18 protein-coding genes and 1 pseudogene are annotated in these 20,564 nt (G+C 67.8%); 1 reads left to right on the top strand and 18 read right to left on the bottom strand.

Translation table 11 applies throughout. The features are described 5' to 3' along the window. Positions 1–21: 21 nt before the first annotated feature. From NVV57_11910 to nusB, 15 genes and pseudogenes are all read right to left on the bottom strand, one after another. On the bottom strand, positions 22–1,962 hold the full coding sequence (locus tag NVV57_11910; GenBank protein MCR6713339.1) for a hypothetical protein: 1,941 nt from the start codon (positions 1,960–1,962) through the stop codon (positions 22–24). A 35-nt stretch (positions 1,963–1,997) separates the two neighbouring features. Then, on the bottom strand, positions 1,998–3,158 hold the full coding sequence (metK, locus tag NVV57_11905; protein ID MCR6713338.1) for a methionine adenosyltransferase: 1,161 nt from the start codon (positions 3,156–3,158) through the stop codon (positions 1,998–2,000). Between the two features lie 21 nt (positions 3,159–3,179). Beyond that, complete coding sequence (gene coaBC / locus NVV57_11900; GenBank protein MCR6713337.1) at positions 3,180–4,415, bottom strand: bifunctional phosphopantothenoylcysteine decarboxylase/phosphopantothenate--cysteine ligase CoaBC; 1,236 nt, start codon at positions 4,413–4,415, stop codon at positions 3,180–3,182. 2 nt (positions 4,416–4,417) lie between these two features. After that, entirely contained in the window at positions 4,418–4,684 is a 267-nt protein-coding gene (gene rpoZ / locus NVV57_11895; protein ID MCR6713336.1) for a DNA-directed RNA polymerase subunit omega, read from the bottom strand. A 143-nt stretch (positions 4,685–4,827) separates the two neighbouring features. Further along, positions 4,828–5,382, bottom strand: a complete 555-nt coding sequence (gene gmk / locus NVV57_11890; GenBank protein ID MCR6713335.1) for a guanylate kinase — start codon at positions 5,380–5,382, stop codon at positions 4,828–4,830. A gap of 10 nt (positions 5,383–5,392) precedes the next feature. Then, positions 5,393–5,707: a DNA-binding protein gene (locus NVV57_11885; protein MCR6713334.1), complete on the bottom strand. Its 315-nt coding sequence runs from the start codon at positions 5,705–5,707 to the stop codon at positions 5,393–5,395. 14 nt (positions 5,708–5,721) lie between these two features. After that, entirely contained in the window at positions 5,722–6,573 is an 852-nt protein-coding gene (pyrF, locus tag NVV57_11880; protein ID MCR6713333.1) for an orotidine-5'-phosphate decarboxylase, read from the bottom strand. Positions 6,574–6,588: 15 nt separating this feature from the next. Continuing rightward, positions 6,589–9,921 (bottom strand): carbamoyl-phosphate synthase large subunit, encoded by a 3,333-nt coding sequence (gene carB / locus NVV57_11875; protein MCR6713332.1) that lies wholly within the window; start codon positions 9,919–9,921, stop codon positions 6,589–6,591. Further along, positions 9,921–11,069: a glutamine-hydrolyzing carbamoyl-phosphate synthase small subunit gene (carA, locus tag NVV57_11870; protein ID MCR6713331.1), complete on the bottom strand. Its 1,149-nt coding sequence runs from the start codon at positions 11,067–11,069 to the stop codon at positions 9,921–9,923. Before carA ends, carB begins: the two co-directional genes overlap by 1 nt. Then, positions 11,038–12,333 (bottom strand): dihydroorotase, encoded by a 1,296-nt coding sequence (locus NVV57_11865; GenBank protein MCR6713330.1) that lies wholly within the window; start codon positions 12,331–12,333, stop codon positions 11,038–11,040. Before NVV57_11865 ends, carA begins: the two co-directional genes overlap by 32 nt. Beyond that, positions 12,330–13,300: pseudogene (locus tag NVV57_11860) on the bottom strand (aspartate carbamoyltransferase catalytic subunit). The gene NVV57_11865 and the pseudogene NVV57_11860 overlap by 4 nt, the downstream one beginning before the upstream one ends. Next, entirely contained in the window at positions 13,297–13,851 is a 555-nt protein-coding gene (pyrR, locus tag NVV57_11855) for a bifunctional pyr operon transcriptional regulator/uracil phosphoribosyltransferase PyrR (GenBank protein ID MCR6713329.1), read from the bottom strand. The pseudogene NVV57_11860 and the gene pyrR overlap by 4 nt, the downstream one beginning before the upstream one ends. A gap of 74 nt (positions 13,852–13,925) precedes the next feature. Next, on the bottom strand, positions 13,926–14,267 hold the full coding sequence (locus NVV57_11850) for a hypothetical protein (GenBank protein MCR6713328.1): 342 nt from the start codon (positions 14,265–14,267) through the stop codon (positions 13,926–13,928). Between the two features lie 3 nt (positions 14,268–14,270). Next, entirely contained in the window at positions 14,271–14,720 is a 450-nt protein-coding gene (locus tag NVV57_11845; GenBank protein ID MCR6713327.1) for a prevent-host-death protein, read from the bottom strand. Between the two features lie 71 nt (positions 14,721–14,791). Further along, positions 14,792–15,214, bottom strand: a complete 423-nt coding sequence (gene nusB / locus NVV57_11840; GenBank protein MCR6713326.1) for a transcription antitermination factor NusB — start codon at positions 15,212–15,214, stop codon at positions 14,792–14,794. Positions 15,215–15,594: 380 nt separating this feature from the next. Here nusB and NVV57_11835 point away from each other — a divergent pair, with 380 nt between their 5' ends. Further along, positions 15,595–17,667, top strand: coding sequence for an acyltransferase (locus NVV57_11835; protein MCR6713325.1), 2,073 nt, complete (start codon positions 15,595–15,597; stop codon positions 17,665–17,667). 7 nt (positions 17,668–17,674) lie between these two features. Here the strand turns inward: NVV57_11835 and NVV57_11830 are convergent, their stop codons facing one another. The 3 genes from NVV57_11830 to aroQ form a co-directional block, all read right to left on the bottom strand. After that, complete coding sequence (locus tag NVV57_11830) at positions 17,675–19,432, bottom strand: hypothetical protein (protein MCR6713324.1); 1,758 nt, start codon at positions 19,430–19,432, stop codon at positions 17,675–17,677. A 66-nt stretch (positions 19,433–19,498) separates the two neighbouring features. Further along, positions 19,499–20,062, bottom strand: a complete 564-nt coding sequence (gene efp / locus NVV57_11825; GenBank protein ID MCR6713323.1) for an elongation factor P — start codon at positions 20,060–20,062, stop codon at positions 19,499–19,501. An 11-nt stretch (positions 20,063–20,073) separates the two neighbouring features. Beyond that, positions 20,074–20,517: a type II 3-dehydroquinate dehydratase gene (gene aroQ, locus NVV57_11820; GenBank protein ID MCR6713322.1), complete on the bottom strand. Its 444-nt coding sequence runs from the start codon at positions 20,515–20,517 to the stop codon at positions 20,074–20,076. Positions 20,518–20,564: the final 47 nt, after the last annotated feature.

Genomic DNA, 20,564 nt, shown 5'->3' with positions numbered 1-20,564 from the left:
CGGTCGCGGGCCGCAAGCGACTCAGAGCGCGACCGGTCCGTCCACGCGCATCCGGAAGCCCTCGTCGCCGTCCTTGCTGAGCTCGGCCTGGCGGGCCCTCAGCGCGTCGATGATGGACTGCGCGGCACGCCGCGTCACGAGCAGCAGGGCCCCGTCGCGCGTCTCGCTCACGATGGCCTCCGAATGGCGCTCGAGCCGCTCGCCCTCCACCGATACGGACAGCGCAAGCGTGATCGCATGCTTGGGCCCGGTGATGTGAATGCTGCGCCGGGCGGGCGGCAGCTCGAGCGCCGTCCTGTCGGCGAGGGCCTCCTGGGTCGCGCTCAGCGGGTCCCACGTCTCCAGGGCGCGCCGCGCGGCGTCCGGGAGGTCGCCCACGAGGTACATCCGCCCGCCGTCCTTCCGCGACCGCACGAGCGCGCCGACCGCGAGCCACCAGCGGACCGCGCGGACCTCCGCGCCAAGGCCACCACTGGCCGGCGCCTCGGCACCGATCACCACGGCCGCGGCGTAACCGCCCGCGACGGCAGGGACCGCGCCGGGCGTCGCGACAACGAAGCCCTCCGTCACCGCCCCGTCCGGCAGCACGCCCGTGGCACCCGCGGAGATCGCGACCGGCACGTCCTTGGCCATGGCGCGCACCTGTTCAGCGATGCGCTCCACGCCTTGCCGCACCTGCTTGATGCGTCGTCCCTGGCAGTTGGCGCAGTGCCAGTGCGGATGGGCGGTGCCGCAGTCGCGGCACACGAGGGGCGCCGACACGTGATCCTGCCGGAGGGCGCCGCCGCACGGGGACCCGTCGATCACCGCCGTGCACTGCGCCCATTCGCCGCAGCTCGCGCACGCGACCGCGCGCACGTAGCCGGTGCGCGGGACCACAATGGCGACGGGCCCCTTGCCGAGCGCCTCTCGGGCAGCACGCCACACCCTGCCAGGCATCCAGTGCCAGCCCGACGCTCCCTCGGCCGTGCGCTTGTCGTCGCCGACAACTTCGGTTGCGGGGGCGGCTCGCCGCACGGCCTCGCGATCGGGCAGTGCCAGATCCGCCCACCCGTGCTCCACGAGTGCGAGGGCCTCGACGGTGGGCGCGTATGAGGCGATGAGCATGCCGGCGCCCTCGAGATCGGCCCTCCACGCGGCCACGGTGCGGGCGTTCCAGTACGGCGCGTGAGGGTCATCGAAGCTCGACGACCCGTCGTCCCAGATCGCCACGAAGCCGAGCGATGGCACCGGCTGCAGCGCCACGGGTCTGGTCCCGAGCACGATGCGTGCGAGCCCGTGCATCGCGGCGAGATACGAGCCGTAGCGGGCATTGGCGCCATCATCGGCGTCAAGGACCGCGACCTCGCCGCCACCGCGCACGCTCCACCGGCGCAGCCCTCGCCGCGCCAGCTCCGCCTCCACGGCGGCGAGTGAGCGGGCGTCGGGCACCACGAGGATCGCGGACTGCTCGTGCGCCGCGGCCGCAGCCGCGGCCGCGGCCAGCACGTGCACGGGCGTTCCCGCCGCCCTGTCGTCCTGGGGAAGCGCCTGCCACAGCACGCGCGCGCCCTTTGCGAGCTCCTGGATGTTCAGCATCTCGCGCTCCGGAGCGGACTCGGCGGCCTCCGCGTAGCGGGTCTCCATGCCGGCCGGTCCTGTCCAGTCCCTGTCCTCGAGGCTCGCCACGCGGGGCGGGGCCATGAGCCGCAGGACGTCCCAGAGGGAGCCGCCATAGCGTCGGGCAACCGCCTGTGCGAGGTCAAGCGCGCGGGGCGTGTAGGAGGCGATCGCGGCCGTGGAGTGAATGGGACTCAGGGTGCCCGCGAACTCGCTCTCCTCGAGCAGCCGCACCACAACCGCGTTGACGAGCCTGCCCGCGAAGCGCACGCGCACGCGCGACCCCACGGTCACCGCGTTCGCTAGCGAGGGCGGCACGCTGTAGTCGAACGGCCTGTCGAGGTGCGGCAGAGGGCTGTCGATGCAGACGCGAGCGACAGAACGGGGCGAGGGCTCGGCTATAGCGCTGCGCCCCGGAGCGCCTCCACCCGGTCCGTCCGTTCCCAGGTGAATTCGGCAAGCTCACGGCCGAAGTGGCCGTACGCGGCCGTGGCGCGGTAGATGGGCCTGCGGAGATCCAGTGCGTCGATGATCGCCGACGGGCGCAGGTCGAACACCATGTCGATCGCCTTGACGATGCGGTCAGGGTCCACGGTCTCGGTGCCGAACGTCTCCACATACAGCCCAACGGGCTGCGCGGTGCCGATCGCGTACGCGACCTGGACCTCGCAGCGGCTCGCGAGACCGGCGGCGACCACGTTCTTCGCCACCCAGCGCATCGCGTAGGCGCCCGAGCGGTCCACCTTCGACGGGTCCTTGCCGCTGAAGGCTCCACCGCCGTGGCGCGCCATGCCGCCGTAGGTGTCCACGATGATCTTGCGGCCCGTCAGACCGGCGTCGCCCGCGGGGCCGCCGATCTCGAAGCGTCCCGTGGGGTTGATGAGGGAACGGTGACTTGAGCTGTCGATGTCGAAGCCCGCGAGCACGGGGCCGATGACCTCGGCCTCGATCGCCTCTCGCAGGCCGCCAATCTCCCACGTCTCCGCGTGCTGGCTCGAGACCACCACGGTGTCGACGGACCGGGCCTCGTCGCCGTCGTACGCGATGGTGACCTGCGCCTTGCCGTCTGGCCGCAGGCCCTCGATGATCCCGTCCTTGCGCACGTGGGCGAGCCGTGCGGTGAGCGCGTGCGCCATGGCGATCGGCAGCGGCATCAGCTGCGGCGTGTCATCGCACGCGTACCCGAACATCAGGCCCTGGTCGCCCGCGCCAAGTTCGTCATCGGACGAGTCCGTGGCGTGCGCAACGCCCTGCCAGATGTCCGGGCTCTGCTCGCCGATGCTCACCGAGACGCCGCACAGGGCGCCGTCGAAGCCGGTCTTTGACGACGTGTAGCCGATGCCCGTCACGACGGAGCGGATGATCCCGGGGATGTCCACGTACGACTCGGTGCTGACCTCGCCGGCCACGTGAACGAGGCCCGTGGTGACCATGGTCTCCACGGCAACTCGGGACAGCGGATCCTGCGCGAGCATCGCGTCGAGGATGGAATCGGAGATCTGATCGCAGACCTTGTCAGGGTGACCTTCTGTCACGGATTCTGAGCTGAAAAGGCGCATGCGGCGAGTCTAGTGGCAGCCTCAAGGGCGCCTGTGAGCCGTCCACAGCCGCGAAATCTCATCCAGAACCGCGTGCGCGACGGCGAGCTTCGACCCGGAAGCACTCGCGACCTCGTCGCCGTTCACGTCGAGGATGCGCACCGAGTTCGGCACGTCCCCGAACCCCTTGGTGGCCCCCACCTCGTTGAAGACGAGCAGCGCGGCGCCCTTCCGGCGCGCCTTCGCGGCCGCGTGTTCGGCGGCCGTTGCCGCATCGTCCCCCGTCTCGGCCGCGAAGCCGACGATGATGGGCACCTTGCCACGCTCGACGAGCCCGCGAAGCAGGTCCTCGGTCGGCACCAGCTCAAGCGTGATGCCACCGTCCCCGGTCTTCTTGATCTTGTGCTCGCTACGTTCGGCGGGGGCGAAGTCGGCGACGGCGGCGGCCATGACGATCACGTCGCAGTCGTCCTCGACCGTCTCGATCGCATGCCCTAGCTCGGTGCCGGTTGAGACGTCGATGCGCTGCACGCGCTCGGAGGTCGGCAGCGTCACGTTCGCGGCGATCACGGTCACCTCAGCGCCCCGCTCTCGCGCGGCCTCAGCGATGGCGAAGCCCTGGTGTCCGCTCGAGCGATTGCCCAGGTAACGCACCGGATCGATCGGCTCGCGCGTGCCTCCGGCCGTCACCACCAAACGCACGCCCTCGAGGTCTCCCCAACCAGCGTCGGGCCGCTGCTCAGGCAACCCCGCGCCCTCGGCGACCGCGTACAGGGCGGCCACGAGAGCGTCGGGCTCAGGAAGGCGGCCAGGACCGCTGTCTGCGCCGGTAAGCCGCCCGACGGCGGGGTCCAGCACGTGCACGCCCCTCGCCCTGAGCGTGGCGACGTTGGCCTGGGTGGCGGGGTGCTCCCACATCTCGGTGTGCATCGCGGGGGCGACGAGCACGGGGGCGTGCGTCGCGAGCAGCGAGTTGCCGAGCAGGTCCTTGGCCTCTCCGCGCGCATACGCGGCGAGGAAGTTCGCGGTCGCGGGCGCGACGAGCACGATGTCAGCGCTCTGGCCAAGGCGGACGTGCTGCACCGACGACACGTCGTCAAAGGTGTCGGTGGGCGCGGGGTGGCCGCTGAGCGCCTCCCACGTGGCGCGGCCAACGAAGTTCAGCGAGGAGGCGGTGGGGACGACGCGAACGTCGTGGCCGTCCTCTTTGAGGCGGCGCAGCACGAGCGCCACCTTGTACGCGGCAATGCCGCCGGTCACACCCAGCAGCACGCGCATGCTTATTCCTCGGTGCGACCCAGCTCGAGCAGTCCGCCCTGGTTGATCTCGCGCAGCGCAACGGAGAGCGGCTTGTCCGTGGAGTCGGCCTCGACGAGCGGGCCGACGTTCTCGAAGTGGCCCTCGGAGAGCGCCTCGTAGTACGCGTTGATCTGGCGAGCGCGCTTGGAGCTGTAGACCACGAGGGCGTACTTCGAGTCCACCTTGGCGAGCAGCTCGTCAATGGGAGGGTTGGTGATGCCCTCAGGGGCGGCGACAGTTCCGGCCACGTTCAACTCCGATGCTTGGATTTCTAACCGCTCTAGTCTACCGTGCGCGGGCGCATGCCCCTAGTCGCCACGCCTCACCCTCTGGGTTGAGGTAGGTAGCGGTCGAAAACGTCTTCAGATTCACCCCGCATCTACCTCAACCCCTAGCGGGTCGCGTCGATGAGCCGCTCCAGCGCCTCCGCCGCGGCCTCGACCGTGTCGTTGACGATGACCTCGTCGAACTCGCTCTCGGCCGCGAGCTCGAGGCGCGCAGTCGCCAGGCGGCGCTCGCGCTCCTCGGGGCCCTCGGTGCCGCGGCCAACGAGCCGCGACACGAGCTCCTCCCACGACGGCGGCGCGAGGAAGACGAAGAGCGCGTCCGGCATGGTCTCCCGCACTTGGCGAGCGCCCTGCAGGTCTATCTCGAGCAGCACCGGGACCCCGCTTTCGAGGTGCTCCTCGACGGCCCTCCGCGGGGTTCCGTAGCGATGCACGCCGTGAACAACCGCCCATTCGAGCAGCTCTCCCCCGGCGACCATCTCATCGAACCGCTCAGGGGTCACGAAGAAGTAGTGAACCCCCTCGATCTCGCCGGGTCGCGGCGGCCGCGTGGTCGCCGAGACCGAGATCCAGATGTCGGGCTCGCGCTCGCGGAGGGCGCGAACCACCGTGCCCTTGCCCACGGCCGTTGGCCCGGCAAGGACCGTAAGTCTGCTCATCTGCCTCGAATCACCTGCGCTCGCGCTCGATGAGCGCGGCCACCTGGTGCTGGCCGAGCCCGCGAATGCGGCGAACGTGCGAGATGCCGATCTCATCCATGATCTGAGTGGCCCGCTTGGGGCCGATGCCGGGCAGGCACTGCACGAGGTCGTGCACGCGAATCCCGGCGAGGGCCTCGTCGCCCTTTGCGCGATCGATCGCTGCGGCGAGCGAGAAGTCTCCCGCCGCAAGCTGCTCCTTGAACACACGTCGGGCGCTGCGCACAGCCGTGGCCTTGACCAATGCGGCGGCACGCTGCTCGTCGGAGAGCTCCGGAGTTGCCATGGTGTTCCCTTCCCCTATTCCTCGTCAGCTGGCGCGAGGATGTATGCGGCGGCCCCTGCGGCCGCCTGGATTGCTCCGCGGAGCTTCTCGACGAAGGGGCCCGCCTGAAGCACCCCTCGCGACTGGCTGACGAGCACTCGGCTCGTCGCGCTTCCGAACACCTTCGCCACATCGGCGGGTGTGGCCCCCTGGGCGCCAACCCCAGGGGCAAGCAGCGGTCCATTGACCGCGGCGAGGTCTATTCCAAGTTCGGCGGCGGCGTCGCCAACGGTCGCGCCAACCACCAGCCCGACGCTGCCCATGGGTTGGGCTCCACGGTTCAGTTCCGCGGCGGCTTCCGCCACGGCACGTGCGACGGGCCCGTCTTCGCCAACGGCGTGCTGCACGGACGCGCCCTCCCTGTTGGAGGTGAGCGCAAGCACGAAGACGCCCTTGCCGTTGCGCTCCGCCAGTTCGAGCGCGGGCGCGAGAGAGCCGAAGCCGAGATACGGCGAAAGGGTGACAGCGTCGGCCTCAAGCGGTGCGCCGGGGCGCAGGTAGGCGTCGGCATAGGCCTCCATGGTGGAGCCGATGTCGCCACGCTTGGCGTCGAGGATGGTGATGAGCCCCTGCTCGCGCGCGTTCGCGAGCACCTGCTCGAGCGCGGCGATGCCGCGGGCGCCGTGCCGTTCGAAGAACGCGGCGTTCGGCTTGACGGCGGCCGCGGAGCGAGCGCTCGCCTCGATCACCGTATCGCCGAACGCGAGGAGGGATTCCGCGGTGTCCGGGAGGCCCCAGCGCGCGAGCAGATCGGGGTGCGGGTCTATGCCAACGCACAGCGGGCCCCAGGCGCGCATGGCGCCATCAAGCCGCTCACCGAATTGCATGGTCCCTCCCCTGGGTCACGGGTTGCTTGCCATGTTACCTGCACCGACGTTCTGTGGCGCGGCGGCATCCTGAAGTGACAGCACGTCGAATTCGCGGTGCTGGATGACCTCGATCGCGAGCACGGCGGCAGCAAGCTGCTGCGTGGTGGTCACGATGGCCGTGTCGGCGGCGGTCGCGGCCGCGCGAATCTCGTAACCGTCCGCGCGGGCGCCCTGGCCGGACGGGGTGTTGATCACGAGCGAGACCTCGCCGTTGTTGATGAGATCCACGATCGTGGGCTCCCCGTTGGGGCCCCGGCCCTGGGAGTTCTTGCGCACCACCGTGGACGGGATGCCGTTGCGCTGCAGGACGAGTGCCGTGCCCTCCGTGGCGAGGATCTCGAACCCGAGCTGCCGCAGGCGCGCAACGGGGAAGGTGATGGAGCGCTTGTCCCTGTCGGCCATCGACACGAACGCCTTGCCGCCCTTGGGCAGCCCGCCGAAGGCGGCGGCCTGGGACTTGGCGAATGCGAGCGGGAAGGTGGTGTCGAAGCCCATGACCTCTCCCGTGGAGCGCATCTCCGGGCCCAGCACGGTGTCCACCACGGTGCCGGCGTGGGTGCGGAAGCGCTTGAACGGGAGCACCGCCTCCTTCACGGCGATGCGCTGAGTGGGGTCGATGCGAGTGGCGTCGTGATCCGGGAGCACCCCGGACGCGCGAAGGTCCGCGATCGACGACCCGGCCATGATCAGTGCGGCCGCGGTGGCGAGCGGGACCCCGGTCGCCTTGGCGACGAACGGGACCGTGCGTGAGGCGCGCGGGTTGGCCTCGAGCACGTGGAGCACGTCACTTACCAGGGCGTATTGCACGTTCATGAGCCCGCGAACGCCGATTCCACGCGCCAGGGCCTCCGTGGACTCACGAATCCGTGACAGCTCGGCCTTGGACAGCGTGACGGGCGGCAGCACGCACGCGGAGTCGCCAGAGTGGATGCCGGCCTCCTCGATGTGCTCCATGACGCCGCCGAGGAACAGTTCCTCGCCGTCGAACAGCGCGTCAACGTCGATCTCGATCGCGTCGTCGAGGAACCGGTCTACCAGGAGCGGCGCGTCGGACGCATGGTCGCCGACGAGGTGCATGCGCGTGCCGTAGTCCTCGAGCTGCGCGCGGTCGTAGACGATCTCCATGCCGCGGCCGCCAAGCACGTACGAGGGCCGCACGAGCACCGGGTAGCCGATGCCCTCGGCGATCTCAATCGCCTCCTCGATACCGTGGGCGGTGCCGTACGCCGGTGCAGGGAGGCCCGCCTCCGCGAGCACCCGACCAAAGGCCGCGCGGTCCTCCGCGTTGTCGATCGCCTCGGGCGACGTTCCGAGAATCGGCACCCCAGCGTCGGCCAGTCGCTGCGCCAGGCTCAGCGGCGTCTGCCCGCCCAGCTGCACGAGCATGCCCTTGACCGGGCCCGCGGCGACCTCGGCGTCGTAGACGGCCATGACGTCCTCGAAGGTGAGGGGCTCGAAGTAGAGGCGATTTGCGGTGTCGTAGTCCGTGGAGACGGTCTCGGGGTTGCAGTTGACCATGACGGTCTCGAACTCGTCCTTGAGGCTCAGCGCGGCGTGGACGCACGAGTAGTCGAACTCGATGCCCTGGCCGATGCGGTTGGGCCCCGAGCCCAAGATGATGATCGCCTCGCGCGTTCGCGGCTGCACCTCGTTCTCCGCGTCAAACGTGCTGTAGTGGTACGGCGTGCGCGCCTCGAATTCGGCCGCGCACGTGTCCACAGTCTTGAACACGGGCGTCACCCCAGCGGCCCGACGCTGCGCAAAGACCACGCTCTCGTCCAGTCCTCGCAGGGCGGCTATTTGAGCGTCCGCGAGGCCGTGCTCCTTGGCGCGGCGCAGGACCTCCGGGGTCAGCTCGGCCGCATGCGCAACCTCGTGCGCGACCTCGTTCATGAGCAGGATCTGGTCCAGGAACCAGGGGTCGATGCCCGTGGCCTCAAACACTTGCTCAAGGTCCGCGTGACCGGCGCGCACGGCCCTGAGGACCTGCTGCACCTGGACCATGCGGTTCTCGGTGGGGATGCGGATGGCCGCGAGCAGCTCCTCGAGCGCCTCTCCCGTTGGGTAGTCGCCGTTCCAGTGGAAGTTCGCGGCGCGCTTGTCGATCGAGCGCAGCGCCTTGCCGAGCGCCTCGGTGAAGTTGCGGCCGATTGCCATGGCCTCGCCAACACTCTTCATGGTGGTGGTGAGGACCGGATCCGCCGCGGGGAACTTCTCGAACGCGAAGCGGGGCACCTTGACCACGATGTAGTCCAGGGTGGGCTCGAAGCTGGCCGGGGTCGAGCCCGTGATGTCGTTGGGGATCTCGTCGAGCGTGTAGCCGATCGCGAGGCGGGCGGCGATCTTGGCGATCGGGAAGCCCGTGGCCTTCGACGCCAGCGCCGAGGACCGCGAGACGCGCGGGTTCATCTCGATGACGATCAGGCGACCCGTGTTGGGCTCCACAGCGAACTGCACGTTGCAGCCGCCCGTGTCCACGCCGACCTCGCGGATGATCGCGATGCCGACGTCGCGCATGCGCTGGTACTCGCGGTCCGTGAGGGTGAGCGCGGGAGCCACGGTCACGGAGTCGCCCGTGTGCACGCCAACGGGGTCCACGTTCTCGATGGAGCACACGACCACGACGTTGTCCGCCTTGTCGCGCATGAGCTCTAGCTCGAACTCCTTCCAGCCCAGGATGGACTCCTCGAGTAGCACCTCGGTGGTGGGCGAATAGTGCAGCCCGGCGCCCGCGATGCGGCGCAGGTCTTCTTCGTTGTACGCGAACCCCGAGCCGAGGCCGCCCATCGTGAAGGACGGCCGCACCACCACGGGGTAGTTCAAGTCCTCGGCGGCCGCGAGGCACTCCTCCATCGTGTGACAGATGTGGCTGCGGGCGCTGTCGGCTCCGCAGCGCTCCACGACGCCCTTGAACAGCTCGCGGTTCTCGCCCAGGTTGATGGCCTCGAGGTTGGCGCCGATGAGCTCCACGCCGTACTTCTCGAGAATCCCCGCCTCCGCCACCGCGATCGCAGCGTTGAGCGCCGTCTGACCGCCAAGCGTCGCGAGCATCGCGTCCGGCCGCTCCTTGGCGATGATCGCCTCGATCACCTCGGTGGTGATGGGCTCCACGTAGGTCGCGTCCGCGAACTCGGGGTCCGTCATGATGGTCGCGGGGTTCGAGTTGAGTAGAACTACTCGGATTCCTTCGGCGCGGAGCACGCGGCACGCCTGGGTTCCTGAGTAGTCGAACTCACATGCCTGGCCGATCACGATGGGGCCGGAACCGATGACGAGAACGGAAGTGATGTCCTGGCGACGGGGCATTAGTTCGTTGTCTCCATGAGTTCGTCGAAGCGGTCAAAGAGGTACCCGGCATCGTGGGGACCGGCGGCGGCCTCGGGGTGGTACTGAACGGAGAACGCGGGGATGTCGAGGCACTCGAGGCCCTCCACCACGTCGTCGTTGAGATTGACGTGGCTCACGCGCACCTTGCCGAAGCCGGCCGGGCTGTCCGACGCTCCCTCCAGTGGGGCGTCGACGGCGAACCCGTGGTTGTGGGCGGTGATTTCCACCTTGCCCGTGGTGCGGTCCACCACGGGCTGGTTGATGCCGCGGTGCCCGAACTGAAGCTTGTAGGTGCCATACCCGAGCGCGCGGCCCAGGATCTGGTTGCCGTAGCAGATGCCGAAGAACGGCACGCCCGCCCGGAGCACGCCCTGGAGCGTCTCCACGGACGCATCGTCCGCGCCGGGGTCGCCGGGACCATTGCTGAAGAACACGCCGTCAGGCTTCTTCGCGAGGATCTCCTCCGCGGTGATCGTCGCGGGCACCACCGTGACCCGCATGCCACGCTGCGCCATCAGCTCGGGAGTCATCGCCTTGATGCCAAGGTCCACGGCCACCACATTGCGACGAACGGCAACACCCTCCGGGGGCTCCACCGTGTACTCGTCCGGCACGGAAACCTCGCGAGCGAGTGATGCGCCCTTCATGTCCTCGCCGGACTTCACCCGCTCCAGGAGCTCGGGCACGGGAGCCAGCGCCTCGCCGGAGAAGATCCCGGCCTTCATGACGCCACTGGACCGCAGAATGCGCGTGAGCTGGCGCGTGTCGATGCCGCTCAGCCCCACGACGCCCTCCTTGGCCAGCACCTCGTCAAGCGAGCGCCGAGAGCGCCAGTTGCTGGGCCGTCGGGCAGGATCGCGGACAACGTAACCGGCCACCCAGATGCGGCGAGACTCGGGGTCTTCGTCGTTCATGCCCGTGTTGCCGATGTGCGGCGCCGTCATCACCACGATCTGCTTGTGATAGCTGGGATCGGTGAGAGTCTCCTGGTATCCGGTCATTCCCGTGTTGAAGACGATCTCGCCGAGGGTCTGGCCGGTGGCGCCGTAGGCCTGGCCCTCGAACGTGGTGCCGTCCTCCAGCACCAAGATGGCGTCAGTCATCAAACAGCCCTTCGAATCGGTCATCCAAGTATGTGGGCGCGCCGCGCAGGAAGGTTGCCACCGCGCGTCCGGGGAGCTCGATGCCGCCGAAGGGCGAGTTGTTGCTGCGGCTCGCGGTCTTCGTGGGGTCCACGGTCCATGGCGCGGAGGGGTCCACCAGCGTGATGTTCGCCGGGTCCCCCACGTTGATGGTGCCGGGGTGCTGGTCGCTGACGCGCCCGATCTTCGCGGGCAGGTGGGCCATTCGGAAGGCGACCTGGCCCCAGCTCATGAGGCCCGTGTCCACCATGGTCTTCTGCACGATGGGCAGGGCCGTCTCGAGGCCGATCATGCCCATGGCGGCCGCGCCCCACTCGCAGTCCTTGTCCTCGTCCGGGTGCGGGGCGTGGTCGGTGGCGACGATGTCGATGGTGCCGTCGGCGAGTCCCGCGCGCACCGCGTCCACGTCCTCCTGCGTGCGCAGCGGCGGGTTGACCTTGAATCGGGGGTCGTAGCCGCGCGCGGACTCGTCGGTGAGGAGCAGGTGGTGCGGCATGACCTCGGCGGTCACGTCGATGCCGCGGCTCTTGGCCCAGCGGATGATCTCTACGGAGCCTGCGGTCGAGACGTGGCACACGTGCAGCCGCGAGCCCACATGGCCCGCCAGCAGCACGTCGCGGGCGATGATCGACTCCTCGGCGACCGCGGGCCAGCCCGCGAGCCCGAGCTCCGCGCTCACTATCCCCTCGTGCATCTGCGCCCCGTCCGTGAGGCGGGGGTCCTGGGCATGCTGGGCAATGACGCCGTCGAAGGTCTTGGCGTATTCGAGGGCGCGGCGCATGATCACGGGGTCGTGCACGCACTTGCCGTCGTCGCTGAACACTCTGACGCGGGCGCGGGACATCGCCATCGCGCCCATCTCGCTGAGCTGGGTGCCGCCCAAGCCCACAGTCACCGCGCCCACCGGGTAGACGTCCACCAGGCCAACCTCGCGGCCGCGGGACCACACCTGCTCCACTACGCCGGCCGTATCCGCAACGGGGGTGGTGTTGGCCATCGCGTGGACGGCGGTGAAGCCGCCCCGCGCCGCGGAACGCGAGCCGGACTCGATGGTCTCCGCGTCCTCGCGGCCGGGCTCGCGCAGGTGCGTGTGGAGGTCCACGAGGCCGGGTAGGGCGATAAGGCCCGACGCTTCCACGACTATCGCCTCTGCGTCGCCGTTGTCGACGATCACGCCGTCCCTGATAACGAGGTCTGCGGTGGCCTCACCGAGCAGCGAGACCCCCTTGAGCACGATGGGGCGGCTCATTCGGCTGCCTCCTCTCCCGCGAGCAGCAGATACAGGGCGGCCATGCGCACCGCGACGCCGTTGGAGACCTGTTCCACGATGACCGAGCGCGGTGAATCGGCGGCCTCGGCCGAGATTTCCAGGCCTCGGTTCATGGGGCCGGGGTGCATGACGACCGCGTGTTCCGGCAGGCGCGCCATGCGCGCGGCGTCAAGGCCGTAGAGACGCGTGTACTCCTCGGGGCTGGGGAAGAACGCCGCCCCCCGCCGGTCATCCGCTCGCGCTGCACGCGAAGCATCATGATCGCGTCGTACTCATGGGCGTCGAGCGCCTCGTCGAGAGTGAAGAAGACCTCGAGCTCCTGACGAGCCTTGATGCCAACCGGCAACAGCGTCGGCGGGGCGACAACGGTGACCTTCGCGCCAAGGGTGGGCAGCAGGTAGCCATTGGAGCCGGCCACGCGAGAGTGCAGGATGTCGCCGACGATCGCCACGCGGAGGCCGTCGAGGCCCTTGCCTTCGCCGTCGCTCCCCTGGCCTACGAGGTGGCGACGGATCGTGTACGCGTCGAGCAGCGCTTGGGTGGGGTGCTGGTGCGTGCCGTCGCCGGCGTTGAGGACGCTGCCGTGGATCCAGCCCGACGTCGCGAGACGTTCCGCGGCGCCGCTCGCCCAGTGGCGGACGACCACGGCGTCGGCGCCCATGGCCTGAAGCGTCAGCGCGGTGTCCTTGAGGGATTCGCCCTTCGAGACCGAGGATCCCTTGGCGGAGAAGTTGATGACGTCCGCGCTCAGCCGCTTGGCGGCGGCCTCGAACGATATGCGGGTGCGGGTCGAGTCCTCGAAGAAGAGGTTCACCACGGTCTTGCCCCGCAGGGTTGGCAGCTTGCGGATCTCGCGTTCCTGAGTCGCCGCCATCTGCGCGGCGGTGTCGAGGATGAGGATCGCGTCCTCGCGGGAGATGTCCTTGGCATCGAGCAGGTGCTTCATGCGTCACCCGCCACGCTGCGACGAAGGACCACGGAGTCCTCGCCATCGATCTCGGTGAGGTGCACGTCGACCCTCTCGCTGCGCGAGGTGGGGATGTTCTTGCCAACGTAGTCCGCGCGGATCGGCAGTTCGCGGTGGCCCCTGTCCACGAGCACGGCGAGCTGCACCGCGTGCGGGCGTCCGAGGTCGTTGATCGCGTCCAGGGCCGCGCGGATGGTGCGGCCGGTGTGGAACACGTCGTCGACGAGGACCACCGTGGCCCCGTCGATGCCAGCCTCAGGAACCGTGGTGGTCCCGATCGCCCTCGTGGGGTGCTTGTGGAGGTCGTCGCGGTACATCGTGATGTCGAGCGCCCCGGCGCGTGACGCGGCGTCGAACGCGGGCTCGATGCCAGCCAGAGCGTCGGCCAGTCTGTGAGCCAACGGCAGGCCGCGCGTGGGGATGCCCAAGAGGACTACTGAAGCGGCGCCGTCGTTCCGCTCCACGATTTCGTGGGCGATGCGCGTGATGGCCCGGGAGATGTCGGGCGCGCCAAGAATGGTGCCAGTCACCTGGCGACCTCCTTCCCCGCCTCGCAGGACGGACTTAAAGGATGGTTGCTTCGGGACAGACTACCGGACTGCCGCTACTTCGTTGCATTCGGATGGCGCGTGTGCACCGCTTCCAGGTACACCGTTCGCTCAATGACGTAGAACCAGATGCGTGCATCGCCTTGAGCGGTGGGCTTGAGTTGCCAGCGTTCGCATTGCACGCCGTTGCTGACAACGTAGGCAAGGCGCCCCTTCAGGCGGTAGTTCTGCGGAGTCTCCGCGAGCGGCGTTGTGGTCAGGAAGTCCCACGCACCCACGATCGCGTTGCGTTGGGTGGCAAGGAGATCCGTCCAGCCCTGTTCCGCCCTCTTGGTGGCAAACCGTAATTCGAACTCCGCCTTGCGGAGCGGGCGCTCCACTCTGTCCCCCCGCGCCATGGCTTAGGGCGCGGGAACGATGACTGGCTCGTCGAGCCACTCCACGGGCAAGCGGTCAAGGCCTTCCGCAATCGCGCAGGCGGTCTCACGCCACGACTCAAGCGTGGAAAGCGCGAGGCGCGGCTGCCCAGTCGCAAACGACGCGCGCGCAGCAATCAGGAGTTCCTGTGCGCAGGTTGCGCGCTCCGCCTCGTTTAGCGCCAGCATCCACGGATAGGCGGCCACGATCCGCTCCGTGGCGTTGCCTGTGCCGTCTGTAGCGGCCGCGAGCAAGGTGCCCGCAATGGCCACAAGCTCTTGTCGCGCCCGGTCCTCGCCTTCCGACATGAGCAGAAGAGGTTCACCGTCACGTCGCGTGATCCTGACGGCATGCCTGTCCGCCGCCGCGAACACTTCCGCGGAGTGGCGGCTCAAATCGGAGGACTGCACGGTCTTGCGCATCGCAGTGGACATGCACCAATCCTACTTCTGAACGTATTCAGAAACCAGGGGTTGTGGATAACCTGCCCGCAGTGCGCGCCGGCCTACTCCCCCGACGGCAGCGCCGGGGCGTCGCGGGCGATGGTGCCGAGGATGCCGTTGATGAAGGACGGCGAGTCGTCCGTTGACAGGTCCCGCGCCAGCTCAACTGCCTCGTCGATGGCGACCGCGGTAGCGACCTCGCGGCTGGCCAGAACCTCCCACGCTCCAACACGCAGGATCGCGCGGTCCACCGCGGGCATGCGCTGCAGCGTCCATTCGGGGGACGCGTCCTGGATCAGCGTGTTGATCTCGAGCCAACGCTCGGCGACCCCGCGCACGATCTGCGCGGAGTACTCCGGCAGCGGCGTCTCGCGCCCCGAGTTGGCGAGGCGCGTGTTCAGCACGTCGAGGACGTTCTCGCCGCGCTGATCCGACTCGAAGAGGATGTCGAGAGCGCGCTTGCGGGCTTTGGTGCGGGCGGCCATAGCCCTCAAGCGTAGTTGGTGACAGGCTGCCCGACGCTCACTCGCCCTAGTGCTCTCGCCCGGTCTGGGCCACTGCTACTGGCGACGGAGCCACAACCCGGCCCTCACAATGCGATTCCGCTCCGCAACGTCGACCAACTCGACCGGGCCGGCAGTGATGGCGTCGGGCCACGGCGCCTCGCTTCCGGTGCCAACGAGTTCGTCTCCCAGCACAGCAATGGACGTTCTCGGCGCGGCGACCTGACTCGAAAGGGACCCTGAGCGGGTGCTCGCGCGCCTAGGCCCGTTCGTCCACGAGACACAACGGCGCCAGAAAGCAACGCGTGAGATTGGCCGCAAACGATGGCTCGGAGGCATCTCATGGCGGAATAATCCCCCTCGTGAGCGCCCCAGACGTCAAGAGCGCGGGCGCCAAGCCAACCGCACCCGCACAACGCCCCAAGGCGGACACCCCGCGTCGCGTCGACATTCAGGCCCTGCGCGCTTTCGCCGTGGTTGCGGTACTGCTCTTCCACGTGGCTCCCGAGCTGTTTCGCGGAGGGTTCATCGGCGTGGATGTGTTCTTCGTGGTCTCTGGCTACCTTGTGGGCGGGCATCTGTACCGGGAGTGGCTCGGGGGCGGGATTCAGTTTCGGGCGTTCTTCGCCCGACGCGCGCGTCGCATCGTTCCCGTGTCGGCGCTCGTGGCGACCGTGACGATCATCGCGGTATCGCTCACCGCGAGCCGGCTCGATCTGTTGTTGTGGGGGCCGCGTGCCACAACGCCTACGTACACGCGCGACGGCATCGCCAGCGTGCTCGGGGTGTCGAACCTATGGTTCGGCGTGTCCGACCAGGGCTATCTCATGGACGGATATCAGTCGCCGTACACGCAGTATTGGTCGCTCGGAATCGAGGAGCAGTTCTACGTGGTCGCCCCTGTTCTGCTGACTCTCGTGTTGCTGCGCTCGCGCAACCGCAGGCTTGCAGTCTTGTTGGTGACAGCGGGAATAGTGGTTTCGCTCGACCTCGCGGTCTACGGTGCAACCACCCTGGGCGTTGGCCCGTTCTTCAATCCGCTGACGCGCGCGTGGGAGCTCGGTGCCGGCTTACTTCTTGCCATGGTGGGGCAACGGTTGCTCCGCGTCCCGGCGCTGCGTCGCGGCGGAACAGCGCTCACCTCGCTGGGATGGTGTGTCCTAGCCGCGACGGTCATCCTCCTTAGCGGTACATCTACTTGGCCTTCTCTTGTGACGGTGGCTCCCGTCGCGGCGTCGGTCCTCGTTCTGGCCGTCGGCATCGTGCGGCCCGCCGGACGGCTTGCCGCATGGCAGCCACTCCAGTGGATCGGCGACCGCTCTTACAGCATCTACCTCTGGCACTGGCCTATTTTGATCGTCGTAGTCGGCACCGCGTCTGCGACCCGCTCGCTTGCTTCTCCAACCATCGTGGTCCTTACCCTGCTGTGTTCTTGGCTCTCATATCGCTTCGTTGAGACGCCTCTTCGACGTCTGCCCGTGGCGACACGCGCTGCGGCGACCAGGACACTTGCGATATGCGGAGTGATCCTGCTCGGCTCGCTCGCGGTCATAGTCGCCGTCGGTGTCCACGCCAGCGCAGGCACGGCTTCGACGCAACTGCGGGCCGCGCCGTATAGGCCCGTTCCTCCTGGGACCCATGGCCAAGCGTTCGCGACGGAAGTGCCGTTGAACTTGCGGCCGACGCTCGCTACAGCCAGTCAGGACCTGCCACTTGCAGATCAAGACGGTTGCAACGTGAACCCGGTCGGTGGTGCAATGGGTCCCGCCGACTGCATCTACGGCACCAACGGTCCGCTGGTGGCACTCTTCGGCGACTCGCATGCGCTGCAGTGGCTCGGTGCCCTCAGCCCGGGAATCGAGCAAGGACGCTATCGCGTAGCAGTGGTTACCGCCAACAGTTGCCCGCCGTACGGTGGAGTGGGCTTCCAATACGGCGCAGGCTGTGACACCTGGCAACCCGCAGCTCTCACCTACATGAAGTCCCTGTCTCCGGACCTCGTCATCGTGTCCGCATCCACCTGGAGGCATCGGGACGAACGTCACGTGGAACAAGGTGAACTAGAGTCGGCGATGGAAGGTCTGCGGCGCGATCTGGCGGGACTAACCGTGGCCTGGGTGGCGGATACGCCATCGCATGCGTTCGTCCCGGCTGAGTGTGCGGCTACCGACGTCAACTACATCAGCAGGTGCACCACCTCGCGCGCGTACGGGGTCGACTCGCCTCGCACGGACATATTCCGAACCGTCGCTGATAACAGCGGGTGGACGTGGATAGACATGACCGACTACCTGTGTTCGCCTACATCGTGCGGAGTCATCCTCGGCGACGTGTTCCTCTATCGAGACCGCGACCACATCACGAACACCTTATCGACTGAACTTGCTCCGGTCTTCGAGCAAAGCGTCCTGGCACTGCTGAACGAGCCAGAGTAGCGCCGCCTCAAGACCCCCCGTGGTCTTTGTCCGGCTCGGTCTCCCCAGCCGGAAGGAGCAGGCCCTGCGAGTCCAGTTCGTCATAGAGTGCGCCCGGGTACACCCAAGCGAGAATCTCGCTACCGGTCGACGGGCCGAATACTCGCGCACCATCCTGGGCAGGAGTGGTCTCGGTGGACCAGGTGTAGACAACGTCAACGTCGGGTCGGCCTTCTTCCACATCCACGCCTACGAGACCGCGATCGCCGGACACGAAGATCACCAGATTGCGCAGGTCCCCAGTGGACGCGTCGACTCCTATGCTTACACCCTCCGGAAGTGCAACGAATCCCCACCGATGTGCATCGGGATCTCTGGTGCCGTTCTGGACGTCAAGAACGTTGGCATCGTAGGTGAGTGAAAGCGCAAGCCAACCAACCGCGAGTACAGGCACGATCCACGCCCGCACCAGCGCGACGAGTGCCAATGCCAGGGTGAGGGCGAAGCCCAACATGCAGATCAGGGCCCAGGGCTGGGCTTGACCTTTGTGAAGTTGCTCAAGGCTCAACCACGGGGCGACGCCAAAGACGTGGAGGCTCTGCCACCCGTCACCGTTGGGGATGTTCGGCACGGTCACGAAGAACATGAGCGCAGCGAGCACGCCCGCGACACCGACAACGATCGCCAAGACCTTGGGCCACACCCAGCGCACGGCCAATGCGAGCCCGATGGTCGCGAGCAGCGTCCAGACGTGGTCGTTGTAGCGCCCGTAGAACCACGGATCGATGCGAGAGATGTCAGTGGGATGGGTGAGTTGTGTCGTGGAAAGGGCGACAGCGAGCACGGCCATTAGCAGGACCAGGGCCATATCGGGCTTGCGACGAGCGTGGCGCGCGACCAGCCCCGAACCGAGCAACAGCACGAGAGGCCAGGCGAGGGAGGCATACCAGAGCTGGCCCAGCAAGGATGCGAACAATTCGCCGACGGAGGTCGCGGTCAGGTTGTCGATACTCCCCGAGATTCGACCGTCGCTACCAGGTGAAGCTGGCGAAACCGCGAAGTAGAGAGCGAATGCCCCGAGGGAACTGAGCACAGCGGTCAAGCCCGCGATCAGTGCGGGCCGCGCGCACACCCGCAACAGCATCAGGCACCAGATCCCCACCGCCAGAGCGATCGCAACTCCGCGACCGTGCGCCACCACAGCCATACCGGTTGCGAGCCCCAAGAGCACAGCATCGCGCGTCTGGCGTGTTCGGTATAGGCGAATACCCGCCGCCGCGACAAGCGCCGTCGCCAACGTCATTAGCGTCTCGGAGATCAGGAAGTTGGTGACGAGGATGCGGGCGGGCGCGATCATGATCACACTCGCGATGATGACCCCCGCCTCGCGCGTGGCTCCCACCCTGCGCGCCAGCACGGACAATGGCCAGATCGTCAGGAGTGCGACGACAACCGTGATCCAGATCCCCGCCTGGTACACCACCACTTGGTCCGAGGTGATCCACCAGAGGGGTGCCAGGAGCACTGCGAGCCCTGGCATGAAGCCACCGCCGGTCATTGCCCATGCCCCACCGTCGCCCGCGATGATCCGCGAGTCCGCCATCATCACCATCTCGTCGAGCGGGATCAACGGATACGTGGCGCTGCGGGCTACGACAAAGTACGTCGCAGCCGCGCCAAGAACGGCCACCATTGCCAGCCATGCGGGAGGTCGCCACTGATAGTCCTTGCGCCGCGCGAGCGCGAGCCGAACGGCTGAGTCGCTCACTGAGACCGCAGATGTCATGGCGATGAGGCTACGGGACGGAGCACGAGCAGTATCTAGAGGCGCGCCCAGGCGTGGTGAAGGGACCTAGTCGTTGACGCGACCCAGATAGTCGCCGGTCTCGGTGTTGACCTTGACCTTCACGCCGGCCTCCAGAAACAGCGGCACTTGGATCTCGCGGCCGGTCTCAAGCGTCGCGGGCTTGGTGCCGCCGCTGGAGCGGTCGCCCTGCAGTCCGGGCTCGGTGTAGGTCACCTCGAGCACAACGGATGCCGGCACTTCGAGGAAGATCGGGTTGCCGTTGTTGGAGCCGATGACGGCCGTCTCGTTCTCGAGCAGCCAGTCGGTGGCGTCTCCCATCACGGCGGGGCTCACGTTGACCTGGTCGAACGTGTCGGGGTCCATGAACACGAACGACGAGCCGTCGTTGTACAGGTACTGCATCGAGCGGCGGTCCACCGTCTCGAAGTCCACCTTGGTTCCCGCGTTGAAGGTCTTGTCCACGACCTTGCCGGTCAGCACGTTCTTCAGCTTGGTGCGCACGAACGCGCCGCCCTTGCCGGGCTTCACGTGCTGGAACTCGATGACGGACCACAGGTTGCCGTCGAGGTTCAGTACTGAGCCGTTCTTGATGTCGTTTGAGGTAGCCACGAGGGGAAATTCTAGCCGACGTGCGCGGCTATGGCCTCGAGCGCCAGTCGGTAGGAGTCCACCCCAAAACCTGCAATGGTCCCCGACGCTACCCCGGAGATCACCGACGTGTGGCGGAATTCTTCCCTCGCCGAGGGATTGGTGAGGTGAACCTCCACCAGGGTGAGCCCAGCGTCGGGCAGCAGAGCGCACGCGTCACGCAGTGCGTACGAGTAGTGAGTGAACGCGGCCGGGTTCAGCACCACGTGCCACCCTGCATCCACGGCCTCGTGCAGCCAGTGGACAAGGTCGGCTTCACTGTCGCTCTGCCTCACCACGGTTTCCAGCCCGACGCTGGCTCCCCACTCGGCGACAAGCGCCACGAGTTCGTCGTGGGTGGTTGAGCCGTACTTCTCGGGCTCGCGCGTGCCGAGGCGGCCCAGGTTGGGCCCGTTGAGAACGAGGACGGTGGTCATGAGCGCAACTCTAGCGAGCGGCATCCTCGAGAGCGGGTAGCGACCCG

Source organism: Demequina sp. (genome assembly GCA_024707205.1).
Lineage (GTDB): Bacteria > Actinomycetota > Actinomycetes > Actinomycetales > Demequinaceae > Demequina.
Note: the sequence above shows the minus strand (reverse complement) of the source record. Positions and strands in the feature narration are given on the sequence as shown.

What these genes read in the sequence shown, in the direction of transcription:
- carA (MCR6713331.1), bottom strand. Translation starts at nt 11,069, where the DNA reads ATGACCGATTCGAAGGGCTGTTTGATGACTGACGCCATCTTGGTGCTG.
- gmk (MCR6713335.1), bottom strand. Translation starts at nt 5,382, where the DNA reads ATGAGCAGACTTACGGTCCTTGCCGGGCCAACGGCCGTGGGCAAGGGC.
- nusB (MCR6713326.1), bottom strand. Translation starts at nt 15,214, where the DNA reads ATGGCCGCCCGCACCAAAGCCCGCAAGCGCGCTCTCGACATCCTCTTC.
- NVV57_11850 (MCR6713328.1), bottom strand. Translation starts at nt 14,267, where the DNA reads ATGGCGCGGGGGGACAGAGTGGAGCGCCCGCTCCGCAAGGCGGAGTTC.
- pyrF (MCR6713333.1), bottom strand. Translation starts at nt 6,573, where the DNA reads ATGCAATTCGGTGAGCGGCTTGATGGCGCCATGCGCGCCTGGGGCCCG.
- coaBC (MCR6713337.1), bottom strand. Translation starts at nt 4,415, where the DNA reads ATGCGCGTGCTGCTGGGTGTGACCGGCGGCATTGCCGCGTACAAGGTG.
- NVV57_11845 (MCR6713327.1), bottom strand. Translation starts at nt 14,720, where the DNA reads ATGTCCACTGCGATGCGCAAGACCGTGCAGTCCTCCGATTTGAGCCGC.
- metK (MCR6713338.1), bottom strand. Translation starts at nt 3,158, where the DNA reads ATGCGCCTTTTCAGCTCAGAATCCGTGACAGAAGGTCACCCTGACAAG.
- carB (MCR6713332.1), bottom strand. Translation starts at nt 9,921, where the DNA reads ATGCCCCGTCGCCAGGACATCACTTCCGTTCTCGTCATCGGTTCCGGC.
- NVV57_11830 (MCR6713324.1), bottom strand. Translation starts at nt 19,432, where the DNA reads ATGACATCTGCGGTCTCAGTGAGCGACTCAGCCGTTCGGCTCGCGCTC.
- NVV57_11865 (MCR6713330.1), bottom strand. Translation starts at nt 12,333, where the DNA reads ATGAGCCGCCCCATCGTGCTCAAGGGGGTCTCGCTGCTCGGTGAGGCC.
- aroQ (MCR6713322.1), bottom strand. Translation starts at nt 20,517, where the DNA reads ATGACCACCGTCCTCGTTCTCAACGGGCCCAACCTGGGCCGCCTCGGC.
- NVV57_11885 (MCR6713334.1), bottom strand. Translation starts at nt 5,707, where the DNA reads ATGGCAACTCCGGAGCTCTCCGACGAGCAGCGTGCCGCCGCATTGGTC.